Source organism: Ideonella margarita, from assembly GCF_038066635.1.
Lineage (GTDB): Bacteria > Pseudomonadota > Gammaproteobacteria > Burkholderiales > Burkholderiaceae_C > Ideonella > Ideonella margarita.
On sequence record NZ_JBBUTI010000004.1, the window covers coordinates 227,220 to 241,258 of the forward strand.

14 protein-coding genes are annotated in these 14,039 nt (G+C 64.8%); 7 read left to right on the top strand and 7 right to left on the bottom strand.

Going from position 1 to position 14,039, the window contains the following annotated elements; all coding sequences use genetic code 11:
* Positions 1 to 14: 14 nt before the first annotated feature.
* Together ppa and AACH00_RS06450 are read left to right on the top strand one after the other, a co-directional pair.
* Positions 15 to 548 carry an inorganic diphosphatase gene (gene ppa, locus AACH00_RS06445; protein ID WP_341398261.1) on the top strand — a complete coding sequence of 178 codons (534 nt, stop codon included), beginning with the start codon at positions 15 to 17 and terminating at the stop codon, positions 546 to 548.
* A gap of 167 nt (positions 549 to 715) precedes the next feature.
* Positions 716 to 3,460: a M16 family metallopeptidase gene (locus AACH00_RS06450; RefSeq protein ID WP_341398262.1), complete on the top strand. Its 2,745-nt coding sequence runs from the start codon at positions 716 to 718 to the stop codon at positions 3,458 to 3,460.
* Here AACH00_RS06450 and AACH00_RS06455 read toward each other — a convergent pair.
* Entirely contained in the window at positions 3,447 to 4,646 is a 1,200-nt protein-coding gene (locus tag AACH00_RS06455) for a GNAT family N-acetyltransferase (RefSeq protein ID WP_341398263.1), read from the bottom strand. The genes AACH00_RS06450 and AACH00_RS06455 overlap by 14 nt on opposite strands.
* Between AACH00_RS06455 and AACH00_RS06460 the strand changes: the two genes are divergently transcribed.
* Positions 4,645 to 6,345, top strand: coding sequence for an NAD+ synthase (locus tag AACH00_RS06460; protein ID WP_341398264.1), 1,701 nt, complete (start codon positions 4,645 to 4,647; stop codon positions 6,343 to 6,345). The two genes, AACH00_RS06455 and AACH00_RS06460, sit on opposite strands and share 2 nt — an antisense overlap.
* A 47-nt stretch (positions 6,346 to 6,392) precedes the next feature.
* Positions 6,393 to 6,731 (top strand): P-II family nitrogen regulator, encoded by a 339-nt coding sequence (locus tag AACH00_RS06465; RefSeq protein ID WP_341398265.1) that lies wholly within the window; start codon positions 6,393 to 6,395, stop codon positions 6,729 to 6,731.
* A 74-nt stretch (positions 6,732 to 6,805) separates the two neighbouring features.
* Here AACH00_RS06465 and AACH00_RS06470 read toward each other — a convergent pair whose 3' ends face one another.
* The 6 genes from AACH00_RS06470 to AACH00_RS06495 are packed head-to-tail and all read right to left on the bottom strand — an operon-like array spanning position 6,806 to position 10,191.
* Entirely contained in the window at positions 6,806 to 7,393 is a 588-nt protein-coding gene (locus tag AACH00_RS06470) for an LOG family protein (protein ID WP_341398266.1), read from the bottom strand.
* Entirely contained in the window at positions 7,390 to 7,773 is a 384-nt protein-coding gene (locus AACH00_RS06475) for a diacylglycerol kinase (protein WP_341398267.1), read from the bottom strand. Before AACH00_RS06475 ends, AACH00_RS06470 begins: the two co-directional genes overlap by 4 nt.
* A 31-nt stretch (positions 7,774 to 7,804) precedes the next feature.
* On the bottom strand, positions 7,805 to 8,347 hold the full coding sequence (locus AACH00_RS06480) for an RDD family protein (RefSeq protein WP_341398268.1): 543 nt from the start codon (positions 8,345 to 8,347) through the stop codon (positions 7,805 to 7,807).
* On the bottom strand, positions 8,347 to 9,171 hold the full coding sequence (locus AACH00_RS06485; protein ID WP_341398269.1) for a DUF3106 domain-containing protein: 825 nt from the start codon (positions 9,169 to 9,171) through the stop codon (positions 8,347 to 8,349). Before AACH00_RS06485 ends, AACH00_RS06480 begins: the two co-directional genes overlap by 1 nt.
* A 10-nt stretch (positions 9,172 to 9,181) precedes the next feature.
* A complete protein-coding gene (locus tag AACH00_RS06490) occupies positions 9,182 to 9,628 on the bottom strand; it encodes a DUF3619 family protein (protein ID WP_341398270.1) in 447 nt (148 codons plus the stop codon).
* Positions 9,625 to 10,191 (bottom strand): RNA polymerase sigma factor, encoded by a 567-nt coding sequence (locus AACH00_RS06495; protein WP_341398271.1) that lies wholly within the window; start codon positions 10,189 to 10,191, stop codon positions 9,625 to 9,627. The genes AACH00_RS06490 and AACH00_RS06495 overlap by 4 nt, the downstream gene beginning before the upstream one ends.
* 248 nt (positions 10,192 to 10,439) lie before the next feature.
* On the opposite strand from AACH00_RS06495, the gene AACH00_RS06500 reads away from it, so the two are divergent.
* The 3 genes from AACH00_RS06500 to ilvC all read left to right on the top strand — a co-directional run bounded on the left by AACH00_RS06500 (position 10,440) and on the right by ilvC (position 13,954).
* Positions 10,440 to 12,224: an acetolactate synthase 3 catalytic subunit gene (locus tag AACH00_RS06500; RefSeq protein ID WP_341398272.1), complete on the top strand. Its 1,785-nt coding sequence runs from the start codon at positions 10,440 to 10,442 to the stop codon at positions 12,222 to 12,224.
* Positions 12,225 to 12,383: 159 nt separating this feature from the next.
* A complete protein-coding gene (gene ilvN, locus AACH00_RS06505; RefSeq protein WP_341398273.1) occupies positions 12,384 to 12,875 on the top strand; it encodes an acetolactate synthase small subunit in 492 nt (163 codons plus the stop codon).
* 62 nt (positions 12,876 to 12,937) lie between these two features.
* Positions 12,938 to 13,954, top strand: coding sequence for a ketol-acid reductoisomerase (gene ilvC, locus AACH00_RS06510; protein WP_341398274.1), 1,017 nt, complete (start codon positions 12,938 to 12,940; stop codon positions 13,952 to 13,954).
* The last annotated feature ends 85 nt before the right edge of the window (positions 13,955 to 14,039 follow it).

The following is a 14,039-nucleotide window of genomic DNA, read 5'->3' on the forward strand; positions in this document are numbered from 1 at the left end:
AACCCGAGACAACCATGAGTCTGAACAACGTGCCCGCCGGCGCCAAGGCGCCTGAACAGTTCAACGTGATCATCGAAATCCCGATGAACGCGGACCCGATCAAGTATGAAGTGGACAAGGAGTCCGGCGCGCTGTTCGTCGACCGCTTCATGACCACGGCCATGCACTACCCGTGCAACTACGGCTACATCCCGCAAACCCTGTCGGACGACGGCGACCCGGTCGACGTGCTCGTCATCACCCCGTACGCACTGACCCCGGGTGTGGTCGTGACCTGCCGTCCGATCGGCGTGCTGAAGATGGAAGACGAAGCGGGCGTGGACGCCAAGCTGCTGGCCGTGCCGATCGACAAGGTGCTGCCGATCTACACCCACTGGCAAAAGCCGGAAGACATCAACCAGATGCGCCTGAAGGCCATCCAGCATTTCTTCGAGCACTACAAGGACCTGGAAGCCGGCAAGTGGGTCAAGGTCACGGGCTGGGAAGGCCCGGAGTCTGCCAAGCAGGAAATTCTTGATGGCCTGAAGAACTTCCAGGCTGGCAAGTAAAGCGACAACGGATCGGGTATCGTTGGTTTTGGAGGTTCGGAAGAACCGCCGGAACTGCGGCCAGACCCGGTCCCCGCACCGCCGCCCTCGGGCGGCGTTGTCATTTCTGCGTGGGGAACTTGTGTCCATCCGTCAGTTCTGTGAAGAACCTGTTCACGGGAGAGACCATGTTGAAGACCCTGCGCCAGCCCGAAGCCTGGCTGTTGTGCCTCGTGGCGTTGAGCCCCCTGGCGACGTCCTCGATCGCCGCGACCGCACCTGCGGCCAAGCCACCCGCCGCGGTGCACACCGTTGAAGGCATCACCGAGTACCGGCTGCCCAATGGTTTGCAAGTGTTGCTGGCGCCTGATGACAGCAAGCCCACCACCACCGTCAACCTGACGTACCGGGTGGGCTCAAGGCATGAGAACTATGGTGAGACCGGCATGGCCCACCTGCTGGAACACCTGCTGTTCAAGGGCACGCCGTCGAACCCGAAGGTCTGGGCTGAATTCAGCCGCCGCGGGCTGCGGGCCAATGGCAGCACCTGGCTGGACCGCACCAACTACTTCGCCAGCTTCACGGCCAATGAGGACAACCTGCGCTGGTTCCTCAGCTGGCACGCGGACGCGATGATCAACAGCTTCATCGCCCGCAAGGACCTCGACACCGAGATGACGGTGGTCCGCAACGAGATGGAAATGGGCGAGAACGACCCGGGCGGCGTGTTGTTCGACAAGACCACGGCCACGATGTACCAGTGGCACAACTACGGCAAGACGACGATCGGTGCGCGCACCGACGTTGAAAACGTCGATATCGCCCGGCTGCAGGCCTTCTACCGGACGTACTACCAGCCGGACAACGCCACGCTGATCGTCAGCGGCAAGTTCGACGTGGCCAAGGTGATGGCCTGGGTGATGCAGGACTTCGGCAAGCTGCCCAAACCCAAGCGCGTGCTGCCAACGCTCTACACCCTCGACCCCGTGCAGGACGGTGACCGCAGCGTCACGCTGCGCCGCCAGGGTGGTGTGCCCTTGATCTACAGCGCGTATCACGTCACGCCCGGCGCCCACCCCGACAGTGCGCCCCTGCAGCTGCTGGAGCGCGTGATGGCCGAGGCCCCGGCGGGCCGTCTGCACAAGCGGCTCGTGGAAACCGGCAAGGCATCGGCGGTGTTCGCCTTCGGTGCGCAGTTGTTTGATCCGGGTTTCCTGCTGTTCGGCACCCAGCTTGCGCCGGGCCAGTCGACGGATGCCGCACGCCAGGAGTTGCTGGCCACGCTGGAGGGTGTTGCCGCGAACCCGATCACCGCGGAAGAGCTGGAGCGGGCCCGCGCACGCTGGCTGACCGACTGGAACCAGCAGTTCTCGAACCCCGAGACCGTGGGCGTGGCCTTGTCGGAGACCGTGGCCCTGGGCGACTGGCGCCTGTACTTCCTGCAGCGCGATCGCGTGAAGGCTGTCACCGTGGCCGACGTGAACCGCGTGGCCACCCAGCGCCTGCTGCGTGACAACCGCACTCTGGCCATCTACGAGCCGACTGAGAAGCCCGTGCGCGCCCCGGCGCCGCAGGTGGTTGATGCGGCCACCCAGCTGAAAGACTTCAAGCCGGTGACCACCCTGGCTGCGGTGGAGGCGTTTGAAGCCACGCCTGCCAACATCGTCAAGCGCACCCGCACCGCCGAGCCCGCACCCGGCCTCAAGCTGGCGCTGCTGGCCAAGGGCTCGCGTGGCGACATGGTGGAAGCCACGATGGCTCTGCACATGGGCGACGAGCCGTCGCTGCGTGGCACCGAAGCCGCGGCTGATCTGATGATCGGCTTGCTCGACAAGGGCACCGCGCGCCTGGACCGTCAGCAACTGCAAGACCGCCTGACGGCGTTGAAGGCGGAAGTCGGCTTCAGTGGCAATGCCACGAAGGTCAATGTGCGCATCACCACCACCAAGGCCAACTTGCCCGAGGTGGTGGCGCTGGTCGGCGAGATGCTGCGCCAGCCGACCTTCCCCGACAGCGTGTTGAACGAGCTGCGCCAGGCCCAGCTGACCAACATCGAGGCAATGCGCAAGGAGCCCGGCGCGATCCTGGGTGACGCGCTTGAGCGCCATCGCAGCCCGTATCCGCGTGGTGATGTGCGCCACGTCCGTGGCTTCGACGAGCAGGTGGAAGACCTGAAGCGCGTGAGCGTGGCGGACGTGCGCAGCTTCCACCAGCGCTTCCTCGGTGCCGCACAGGCTGAGTTCGCCGCCGTGGGTGCGATGGACGATGCGGCTGTTGAGGCGGCTGTGGCCAAGGCCTTGGCTGGTTGGCGTGCCCCGCAGGCTGTGCAGCGCGTGCCTGACCCGCTGGTGAACGTGCCGCCGGTGCGCCTGGTGTTCGAGACGCCGGACAAGCAGAACGCCGTGATGTCGGCCTCGCTGGCGCTGCCGATCAAGGACCTGTCGCCTGACCAGGCCGCCTTGATGGTGGCGGACTTCGCCTTTGGCAGTGGCGGCAACTCACGCCTGTGGAAGCGCATTCGCGAAGGCGAGGGCCTGAGCTACGGCGTGGGTAGCCGCATCACCTGGAATTCGCTCGAAGCCAACAGCCGCTGGAGCGCCGGGGCGATCTATGCGCCGGGCAACCGCGCCAAGGTGGAAGCCGCTTTCCAGGAAGAGCTTGCTCGTTCGGTGAAAGACGGTTTCACCGCCAGTGAGGTGGAGCAGGCGCGTAACGGCCTGTTGAACTTCCGCCGTCTGGGCCGCGCGCAAGACGGCAATCTGGCCGGTGGCCTGGCCAACAACCTGTACCTGAACCGCAGCTACGCGGTGTCGGAAACGGTGGACAAGGCGATCGCCGCCGTCACCGCCGAGCAGGCCAGCGCGGCCTGGCGCAAGTACATCCAGCCGACCCAGCTGGTGCTGGGCGTGGCGGGTGATTTCAAGGGCCAGTGATCGAGGCCTCGGGGCCTGGCTTGAACGGGTTGCGCTCGCGCAGCTCGTCCATCCAGGCCTCAACCCCGGCCCCTTCGCGCTGCAGGAACTCTTCCACCGCACGCGCGAATTGCGGATGAGCCAACCAGTGGGCTGAGGCGGTGGGAACCGGCAGCAGTCCGCGCGCCATCTTGTGCTCGCCCTGGGCGCCGCCTTCAAAGCGGCTCAGGCCCTCGGTGATGCACCACTGCAGCGGCTGGTAATAACAAGCCTCGAAATGCAGGCAGGGGATGTGCTCGGTACAACCCCAGTAGCGGCCCCAGGCCGTGCCGCGTTCGCGGTCGATGCCCACCAGTGACACGGCCACGCGCTCATCGCCCCGCAGGGCGACGAACATCACCCAGTGCTCGGGCATCTGCGCTGCCATCTGCTCGAAGAAGGCGCGGCTGAGGTAGGGCGTGGAATGGTGCGCGGCGTAGGTCAGGGTGTAGCAATGGTGGAAGTAGTCCCACAGGTCGGACGTGATCTGCCGGCCCTCGAACACCTCGAAACGCACGCCGGCCTCGCCCACCTTGCGCCGCTCCTGCTGGATCTTCTTGCGCTTCTCGCGCTGCAGGCTGGCGAGGTAGTCGGGGAAGTCGGTCCAGGGCTGCTCGGCCCTTTGCTGCCAATGGAACTGAACGCCCTGGCGCATCAGCCAGCCTGCTTCGCGGGCGACCTGCGCATCTTCCGGGCTCGGGAACAGCAGGTGCACCGATGACAAACCGGCCTGCCGCGCCAGCGCCACCAGCGCTTCAAGCATCAGGCGGCGGGCGGCGTCGTCCACCGCCAGCAGGCGGCTGCCTGGCACCGGGGTGAAGGGCACGGCGCTCAGCAGCTTGGGGTAGTAGGCCAGGCCGTGGCGCTGGTAGGCATCGGCCCAGGCCCAGTCGAACACGTACTCGCCGTAGGAATGGGTTTTTTGCCAGGCCACGGTGGCGCAGAGCAGTTGCTCGCGGTGGTGCACGGTGATGAATTGCGGCAGCCAGCCCGTGGCCTCGGTGGCACTGCCGGAGGCGTGCATCGCGGCCAGATAGGCATGCCGCATGAACGGCGTCGGCTCGCTCTGCGCGGCCAGCAGTGCGTCCCACGCCACAGCGTCCACACTGCCCGGGTCGGCATGCACCCCGATGAGATAATCAGCCGCTTCGTCTACGGTGTGCTTCATGTCAAGCCCGGTTACCGTGCCAGTCGCACTGGCCCAGATCAATGCCACGGTGGGCGATTTGCCCGGCAACGTCCGGCTGATTGCCGACGCTGCCCGTGCCGCCCACGCCCGAGGCGCACGCCTGGTGCTGGCGCCCGAATTGGCCCTGACCGGCTACCCCCCCGAAGACCTGCTGCTGAGGCCGGCGTTCATGAGCGCCTGCGATGACGCCTTGAAGGCCCTCGCGGCCGATCTGGCGACCTGCGACGGCCTGCATGTGGTGGTGGGACATCCGACGCGGTGGGAGCATGCGGCCGATGTTAGGTCGAAGTCCTTGTCCCTGCCGCAGCGCTTCAATTCAGCCTCGGTGCTGGCAGGGGGCAAGGTGCTCGCGACTTATCACAAGCGCGAGTTGCCAAACTACCAGGTGTTTGATGAGCGGCGCTACTTCGCCTCTGGCCGCGATGCCGGCCATGGGCCGGTGGTGTTCGAGGTTGAGGGCCTGAAGTTCGGCCTCTTGATCTGCGAAGACGCCTGGTTCGAAGAGCCCGCCCAAGCGGCGTGTGAGGCCGGTGCGCAGGTGCTGTGTGTCCTGAATGCCTCGCCCTTCCATGTCGACAAACATGGCGAGCGCGAAGCGCGCATGTCGCGCCGGGCTGCATCGCTGGGTGTGCCGGTGCTCTATGCCCACCTGGTGGGTGGCCAGGATGAGGTCGTGTTTGACGGCGCGTCGTTCGCGGTCGATGCCCAGGGTGTGGTGCAGGCACGGGCCGCGAGCTTCGAGCCAGACTTGCTCGCGCTGAGCGTTACTGCAGGCGGGGCCGTGCATGGTGTGGTGCAAGCCATTCCCGAGCCCGAAGCGCAGGTCTGGTCCGCCCTGGTGCTGGGTGTGCGTGACTACCTCGGCAAGAACGGTTTCCCCGGCGCCATCATCGGCTTGTCGGGGGGGGTGGATTCCGCCCTGGTGCTGGCAATTGCCGTTGATGCGCTGGGCGCTGACAAGGTCCGCACGGTGATGATGCCGTCGCCATACACCGCCGACATTTCGTGGCTCGATGCCCGCGACATGGCCGAGCGCCTGGGCGTGCGCTACGACGAGATCGGCATCACCCCGATGTTTGATGCCTTCAAGGGTGCGCTTGCCAGCCAGTTTGCAGGCCTGGCGGAAGACACGACGGAGGAGAACATCCAGGCCCGCGTGCGCGGCACGCTGCTGATGGCCCTGTCAAACAAGACCGGCGACATCGTGCTGACCACCGGCAACAAGAGCGAAATGGCCACGGGCTATTGCACGCTGTACGGTGACATGGCGGGCGGCTTTGCGGTGATCAAGGACGTGGCCAAGAGCCTGGTCTACCGCCTGTGTGAATGGAAGAACCGCCAGCCCACGGTGCGTGCCGACGGCAGCATCGGCCCGGTGATCCCTGAGCGCATCATCACCCGTCCGCCTTCGGCGGAATTGCGCCCCGACCAGAAGGACCAGGACAGCCTGCCGGCCTATGAAGTGCTCGACGCCATCCTGTCGGGCTACATGGAAGATGACCGCAGCATCGAGGACCTCGTGGCCGCCGGATTTGCCCGGGCCGACGTGGAGCGCGTCACGCGCCTCATCAAGATCAATGAGTACAAGCGGCGCCAGGCGCCCATCGGCATCCGCATCACCCACCGGGCTTTCGGGCGTGATTGGCGATACCCGATCACCTCAAAGTTCCGTGCTTAAATCCGGCACAAACGCATTCATTTCCCTGAACCCCGACGGAGCACCCCATGAAGCAGATCACCGCCATCATCAAACCTTTCAAGCTCGAGGAAGTGCGTGAGGCGCTTGCCGATGTGGGCGTGTCCGGCCTGACGGTGACCGAGGTCAAGGGTTTTGGTCGCCAAAAGGGCCACACCGAGTTGTACCGCGGCGCCGAGTACGTCGTCGACTTCCTGCCCAAGGTGAAGGTCGAAGTAGTCGTCAAGGACGGTGACGTCGAGCGCTCGATCGAAGCCATCGTGAAGGCCGCCAAGACCGGCAAGATCGGTGACGGCAAGATCTTCGTGACGCCGGTGGAGCAGGTGGTGCGCATCCGCACTGGCGAGACCGACGAATCCGCGGTCTGATACCGCTGCAGCCGGCACTGTGAGCCGGCTGAAGACTCCGGCTGGCCCGAGCGGCCACCGGAACAAAACGCTGCCTAGATGCGACGGAAATCGTCGGACTGGGTGGCGTTTTTGCTTTGCGCGGCCAACTCGCTCAGCAAGCGCGCCGGTTCGGCATCGACCGTCAGCATGCGCTGCTGCTCGCCGTCGATGAAGCCTGAAGCCAGCGTGTGCTTCATGAAGGTCAGCAGCGGGTCATAGAAGCCGCTGGTGTTGAGCAGTCCGATCGGCTGGTCGTGATAGCCGATGTGCCGCCAGGTCCAGACCTCGAAGAGTTCTTCAAAGGTGCCGATGCCGCCGGGCAGCGCCACGAAGGCATCCGCCAGCTCAGCCATGCGCTGCTTGCGCTGGTGCATGGTCTGAACCACCTCCAGCTCGGTCAGTTGCCGATGGCCCACTTCCTTCTGCAGCAGCAGCTCGGGGATCACGCCGATCACCTGCCCACCTGCGGCCAGCGTGGCGTCTGCCACTTCGCCCATCAGACCCACATTGCCGCCGCCATACACCAGGCGCCAGCCACGCTCGCCGATCAGCTGGCCAACGGCGCGGGCTGCCGCGGTGAAGGCCGGGTCGGTGCCGTGCCGTGAGCCGCAGTAGACGCAGAGAGTGAACGGTGTGCTCATGGCAGGAACCTGTGCCACAGAGCCGCACCCCAGATGCCGGCGCACAAGGTGAGCGACAGCAGCACGGCGGCGCTGGCGATGTCTTTCGCACGGGCCGACAGGTCGTGCATCTCGAAGCCGATGCGGTCGATGGCGGCTTCGATGGCAGAGTTGAGCAGCTCGACGATCATCACGATCAGCACCGAACCGGCCAGCAGCGCGACTTCGATCCAGGTCTGACCTACCCAGAACGCCAGCGGCACCAGCACGACGGCCAGCCAGGTTTCCTGGCGGAACGCGCTTTCACCGTTGTAGGCCGCCTTCAAGCCGGCCATGGAGTAGCCGGCGGCGTGAATGATGCGGTTCAGGCCGGTTCGGCCCTTGTGTGGATTGCTCTTCATCGGGGCTGGATTGTGCCAGCCCCGACCGCCTTCACGACTTGCGTGCGGGCGGGGCAGGGCGCCAGGTCACCAGGCGGGTGCCGCAGACGGCGTCGTGCCAGTACTGGCGCTGCGGATGCAGCCGGGTCAGCAGGGCATAGGCGACGATGCCCGTGGCCATCAGGCCGAACACGGCTGCACCCGAATGCAGGTCGGCCACCCAGGCGGTCAGCAGCGCGGGCACGAACCAGATCCAGGACAGCACGTACCGGGCGAGTGCACGGGGTTGGCTGATGGCGTTGCCGTGGACGTCGACCACGCGGATGTCCCAGGCCTTCATGGCCACGGTTTGGCCGCCACGCGACCAGAACCAGGTGAAGTACACCGCCAGCACGACGAACAGGAACATCTGCAGCCCCAAGGTGCCGTGCAGCGCATGGCGCATCTGGGTCAGACTGGAATACAGGTAGCCGGCGATCATCAGGACGCCGAACAGCAGCACGCCTTCGTAGATGAAGGCGGCGAGGCGGCGCATCAAGGCTGGCGCAACGGTGGTCACCGGCGCCGTCGCCGGGCTGTCTGCAGTCGCTTCCATCACGGTGCGACCGAGGAAGCCGACGTGGCTGCAGCGGCGTCCGGGACGGTCGGCGCCACCGGCAAGGCGGGGAGCGTCGGCACGGGCGAAGGCTTGGCGCTGGCAGGCTTCAGGTTCGGCGTACCGGCGGCTTGAGGACCACCCTTCGGCAGCAGCGTCGCCTTGTCGACCATGCCGGAGCCGGCCGAGATCTTCGGCATGCCGGCGGGCTGGTGCGCTGGCGGCATGGGCTTGGCAGTGACCAGCGATGTGGTGGCGCCAGGGTTGCCTTGCACCAGCGTCGGAGCAACAGGCTTCGGCCCGGTGGCGAGGGGCGCACCGGCGCCGACGATGTTCTGCTTCGGCGCTTGCGCGTCCAAGGGCGCGTTGCGGAGCGCGCGCGTGCCGGTGGCCGGAGGCTTGGCAGGCGTTTCTGGCTGCGCGCGTGCAGCCAGCTCGGCCTTTTCAGCGGGCGGCAGGGAACGGTAGGCTTCCCATTGCGCCTGGCGGTCTGTGGCGGGGCGCTGCTGGGTCTGCTGGAAATTGACGCGGGCCTGGCCGCGCTCGGCCGGGGTCATGCGCGCCCAGGCGGACATGCGCTCTTGCATGCGCTGTTGCTGGTCAGCCGGCAGGTTGGGGTAGCGCTGGGCGATTTCCAGCCACTTGCGGCGGCTGTCGGGCGTCAGCTGTGGCCAGTCCTTGGCCAGCGGTGCCAGCACCTTCTGGCTCGCGGGGGGCACGGCTTGCCAGGTGGGATCCGGCGTCTGGGCGAATGCAGGCGAAACGACACTCACCAGGCCTGTCAGGGCCAGCGAAGTCAGGGCAAAACGCCAGGAACGGAACACAGCGACCACCTTACTCCCGCGATTTGAGGAATTCGACAAAACCAGCGTCACGGTAGGCATCTGGGGGCAATTCGTCACCCAGCAAGGCCACGTCAACCTCGGCAGCAGCTTGAATTTGCTGACGATCATGCAACTCGTCAATCACCATCAGGCCCACCACCAGCAGCAGCAGCGGCAGCGCAGAGGCCAGGCGGTTGAACCAGGGGTTGCCGCCGCCCAGCATCAGGGCATTTCCGGCGCGGCCCAGGCGCTGCGTGGCGGTGGCTGGTGCAGCGGCGAGCTGGCGGCTGGTGCGTGCGCGGGCAATCGCCTGCTCGCGGGCGACACGCAGACGCTCAGAGATGTCGTGAGGGGTGCGATCGGCCTGCTCGTTGAGCATGGCGGCCATTCGCAAGCCAAAGCGCGCTTCAATGCCGCTGGCGTCCACCGAGCTGGAGAAGGTCTTGAGTTGCGTCATGGTGTGATTCCCTTGGCTTTCAATGCTTTGGCAAGCGCATGGACCGCGCGGGAGCAGTGCGTTTTCACACTGCCTTCCGAGCAACCCATGGCGGCGGCCGTCTCCGCGACGTCCATTTCCTCCCAGTAACGCATCAGGAAGGCTTCCCGTTGACGTCCTGGCAGCTGGGCGATCTCGGATTCGATCAAAAGCAATATCTGTTCCCTGCCGACGGTGTCGGCGGCGCTCTCCGCGCCCATGCTGCCCTCGATGGTTTCAAGCATCTCGAGCAGATCGAAGTCGCCGTCCTCGTCGCTGCCTTCGAACTCCGACATGTTCTGCATGACGCCCCGGCGCACCTTCTGGCGGCGGAACCAGTCCATCGTGGCGTTCGACAGGATGCGCTGGAACACCAGTGGCAGCTCCGCCGCAGGGCGGTCGGCGTACTTCTCGGCCAGCCGGATCATCGCGTCCTGAACGATGTCAAGCGCGGCGTCTTCATCACGCACCGTGTACACGGTGCGCTTGAAGGCGCGCTTTTCGACGCTCTTGAGGAAGTCGGAGAGTTCTTTGTCGGTGGCCAAGGGGTGGGCGAGGCGTGATGCGCTCGACGGGAAACGCGCCGGATTATGTCACCGTGCACCACAAGGGAACGAAAAGCGCCCATAAGAATGCAATAATGCTGCTTCGCACAATTAGCGAGTTGATCTTAAGGCCGCCCCGACCGCGGGTGTCGGCAGTTGTTGATCGCGCAGGTTCCGATTCCGCCTCACGAGGGCGCGAGAAGGGGCACCGAAGGTTTTTCGTCAGAGAAATTCACAGAGGTTCGAAAATGGACATGTCTGCCGCGGATTCCAGACGCGCCGCCACGGCGCAGCCGCAAACCAATTCCCACGCCACCGCCAAGGAGCCCAACGGCTCCCAGATTCTCGTGCGCTGCCTGCAGGCCGAGAACGTCAAGTACATCTGGGGTTACCCGGGTGGCTCGGTGCTCTACATCTACGACGCGCTGTACGAGCAGGAAACCATCCAGCACGTGCTCGTCCGCCATGAGCAAGCCGCCGTGCATGCCGCTGACGGCTACGCCCGTGCCACCGGCGATGTCGGTGTGGCGCTGGTCACGTCCGGCCCGGGTGTCACGAATGCCGTGACCGGCATCGCCACCGCGTACATGGACTCCATCCCGATGGTGATCATCACCGGGCAGGTGCCAACGCCGGCCATCGGCCTTGATGCCTTCCAGGAGTGCGACACCGTCGGCATCACCCGCCCGATCGTCAAGCACAACTTCCTGGTGAAGGATGTTCGCGACCTGGCCAGCACGCTCAAGAAGGCTTTCCACATTGCCCGCACCGGTCGTCCCGGTCCGGTCGTGGTCGACATCCCGAAGGATGTCTCGCTGAAGACCGCGCCCTACCATTACCCGGACCATGTCGAGATGCGCTCGTACAACCCGGTGAAGAAGGGCCACGGCGGCCAGATCCGCAAGGCCGTGCAGCTGCTGCTGGGCGCCAAGCGCCCGTACATCTACACCGGCGGCGGCGTGATCCTCGGCAACGCCACGGCAGAGCTGCGCGAGCTGTGCGACATGCTGGGCTTCCCGGTCACCAATACGCTGATGGGCCTGGGCGCCACGGCGGCGTCTGACCCGAAGTTCCTGGGCATGCTGGGCATGCACGGCACCTACGAAGCCAACATGACGATGCAGAACTGCGACGTCCTGCTGGCGGTGGGCGCCCGTTTTGATGACCGCGTGATCGGCAACCCGAAGCACTTCGCATCGGTTGAGCGCAAGATCATCCACATCGACATCGACCCGTCCTCCATCTCCAAGCGCGTGAAGGTCGACATTCCGATCGTCGGCGACGTGAAGGATGTGCTGCAGGAGATGATCTCCCAGGTCCGCGAGGCGCAAGCCAAGCCGGATTCGGCCGTGATCTCCCAGTGGTGGAGCCAGGTCAACGAGTGGCGCAAGCGCGACTGCCTGAAGTTCAAGCTCAGCCCGGACGTAATCAAGCCGCAACAGGTGGTCGAGACGCTGTGGGAAATGACCCGCGGCACCGACGCCTACGTCACCTCCGACGTGGGTCAGCACCAGATGTGGGCCGCGCAGTACTACCGCTTTGAAGAGCCGCGTCGCTGGATCAACTCCGGCGGCCTGGGCACGATGGGCGTGGGCCTGCCGTATGCGATGGGCATCAAGCTGGCCAAGCCGGACGCAGACGTGTTCTGCATCACCGGCGAAGGCTCGATCCAGATGAACATCCAGGAGCTCTCGACCTGCCAGCAATACAAGACGCCGGTGAAGGTGATTGCCCTGAACAACCGCTACCTGGGCATGGTGCGCCAGTGGCAGGAACTGGATTACCAGGGCCGCTACTCGCACAGCTACATGGACGCGCTGCCTGACTTCGTCAAGCTGGCCGAGGCCTATGGCCACATCGGCTTGAAGATCGAGAAGCCGTCCGAGGTGGAGCCGGCCCTGCGCGAGATGATTCGCATCAAGGACCGCACCGTGTTCCTCGACGTGCGCACCGATCAGACGGAAAACGTCTGGCCGATGGTCAAGGCAGGCAAGGGCATCTCCGAGATGCTGCTGGGATCAGAGGATCTGTGATCGTTGAAGGTCTGCAGGGCCGGCGTCGTTACCGCGACGCCAGCAGCTGCAGGCCGGACACCCTCACAGCCCTGGTCATTTGATTCCCTGGTTAACACGGGGTGGTCAAGGTGCAGTGGTTACCGCCACTGGGTCGAAGAGCCATCCCAGGAGATATCCATGAGACACATCATTGCCGTGCTGCTCGAAAACGAGCCCGGTGCACTGTCGCGCGTGGTGGGCTTGTTTTCGGCCCGCGGCTACAACATTGAAAGCCTCACTGTGGCACCGACGGAAGACCCGTCGCTGTCGCGCATGACCATCGTCACCACCGGCTCTGACGACGTGATCGAGCAGATCACCAAGCACTTGAACCGCCTGGTCGATGTGGTCAAGGTCGTCGACCTGACGGAAGGCCAGTTCACCGAGCGTGAGCTGATGCTGATCAAGGTCCGGGCCGTCGGCAAGGAGCGCGAAGAAATGAAGCGCATGGCCGACATCTTCCGCGGTCGCATCATCGACGTGACCGAGAAGAGCTACACCATCGAATTGACTGGCGATGCCGGCAAACTTGATGCCTTCATCGAAGGCATCGACCGCACCGCCATTCTTGAAACCGTGCGCACCGGCTCCAGCGGGATCGGGCGCGGCGAGCGCATCTTGCGCGTCTGACCGTTCACCGGTCACCCTCACTCATCCCGCACATTCCAGTTTCGTTGAAGAGAGAAAGAATCATGAAGGTTTATTACGACAAGGACGCCGACCTCTCCCTGATCAAGGGCAAGAACGTCACCATCATCGGCTACGGCTCGCAAGGCCACGCCCACGCCCAGAACCTGAACGATTCGGGCGTCAAGGTGACGGTCGGTCTGCGCAAGAACGGCGCATCGTGGGCCAAGGCTGAAGGTGCTGGCCTGAAGGTCGCTGAAATCGCCGACGCCGTGAAGGCCGCCGACGTGGTCATGATCCTGCTGCCTGACGAGCAGATCGCCGACGTCTACAAGAACGAAGTCGAGCCGAACATCAAGGCCGGCGCTTCGCTCGTGTTCGCCCACGGCTTCAACGTGCATTACGGCCAAGTCGTGCCGCGCGCTGACCTGGACGTCTGGATGGTGGCTCCGAAGGCCCCTGGCCACACCGTGCGCGGCACCTACCGCCAAGGTGGCGGCGTGCCCCACCTGATCGCCATCTACCAGGACAAGACCGGCAAGGCCCGTGATCTGGCTCTGAGCTACGCGTCTGCCAACGGCGGCGGCAAGGCTGGCATCATCGAAACCAACTTCCGCGAAGAAACCGAAACCGACCTGTTCGGCGAACAAGCCGTGCTGTGCGGCGGCGCCGTCGAGCTGATCAAGGCCGGCTTCGAAACGCTGGTGGAAGCTGGCTACGCCCCTGAAATGGCGTACTTCGAGTGCCTGCACGAGCTGAAGCTGATCGTCGACCTGATCTATGAAGGCGGCATCGCCAACATGAACTACTCGATCTCGAACAACGCCGAATACGGCGAGTACGTCACCGGCCCGCGCGTCGTGACGGCCGAGACCAAGAAGGCCATGCGGCAGTGCCTGAAGGACATCCAGACCGGCGAATACGCCAAGTCCTTCATCCTGGAAAACAAGGCCGGCGCCCCGACCCTGATTTCCCGCCGTCGCCTGACCGAAGAGCACCAGATCGAAGTCGTCGGCGCCAAGCTGCGCGAAATGATGCCCTGGATCAAGGCCAACAAGCTGGTCGACAAGACCCGCAACTGATCAAGCCGGCTTGTCCGGTCTGACCTCAAGCCGCCTCCGGGCGGCTTTTTACTTGATGCGGTGAGGTATCCTCGCCGCATCGATC

Coding starts and splice junctions, on each gene's coding strand:
- AACH00_RS06450 (WP_341398262.1), top strand. CDS start 716: ATGTTGAAGACCCTGCGCCAGCCCGAAGCCTGGCTGTTGTGCCTCGTG.
- AACH00_RS06470 (WP_341398266.1), bottom strand. CDS start 7,393: ATGAGCACACCGTTCACTCTCTGCGTCTACTGCGGCTCACGGCACGGC.
- AACH00_RS06455 (WP_341398263.1), bottom strand. CDS start 4,646: ATGAAGCACACCGTAGACGAAGCGGCTGATTATCTCATCGGGGTGCAT.
- AACH00_RS06460 (WP_341398264.1), top strand. CDS start 4,645: ATGTCAAGCCCGGTTACCGTGCCAGTCGCACTGGCCCAGATCAATGCC.
- AACH00_RS06465 (WP_341398265.1), top strand. CDS start 6,393: ATGAAGCAGATCACCGCCATCATCAAACCTTTCAAGCTCGAGGAAGTG.
- ppa (WP_341398261.1), top strand. CDS start 15: ATGAGTCTGAACAACGTGCCCGCCGGCGCCAAGGCGCCTGAACAGTTC.
- ilvN (WP_341398273.1), top strand. CDS start 12,384: ATGAGACACATCATTGCCGTGCTGCTCGAAAACGAGCCCGGTGCACTG.
- AACH00_RS06490 (WP_341398270.1), bottom strand. CDS start 9,628: ATGACGCAACTCAAGACCTTCTCCAGCTCGGTGGACGCCAGCGGCATT.
- AACH00_RS06475 (WP_341398267.1), bottom strand. CDS start 7,773: ATGAAGAGCAATCCACACAAGGGCCGAACCGGCCTGAACCGCATCATT.
- ilvC (WP_341398274.1), top strand. CDS start 12,938: ATGAAGGTTTATTACGACAAGGACGCCGACCTCTCCCTGATCAAGGGC.
- AACH00_RS06500 (WP_341398272.1), top strand. CDS start 10,440: ATGGACATGTCTGCCGCGGATTCCAGACGCGCCGCCACGGCGCAGCCG.
- AACH00_RS06480 (WP_341398268.1), bottom strand. CDS start 8,347: ATGGAAGCGACTGCAGACAGCCCGGCGACGGCGCCGGTGACCACCGTT.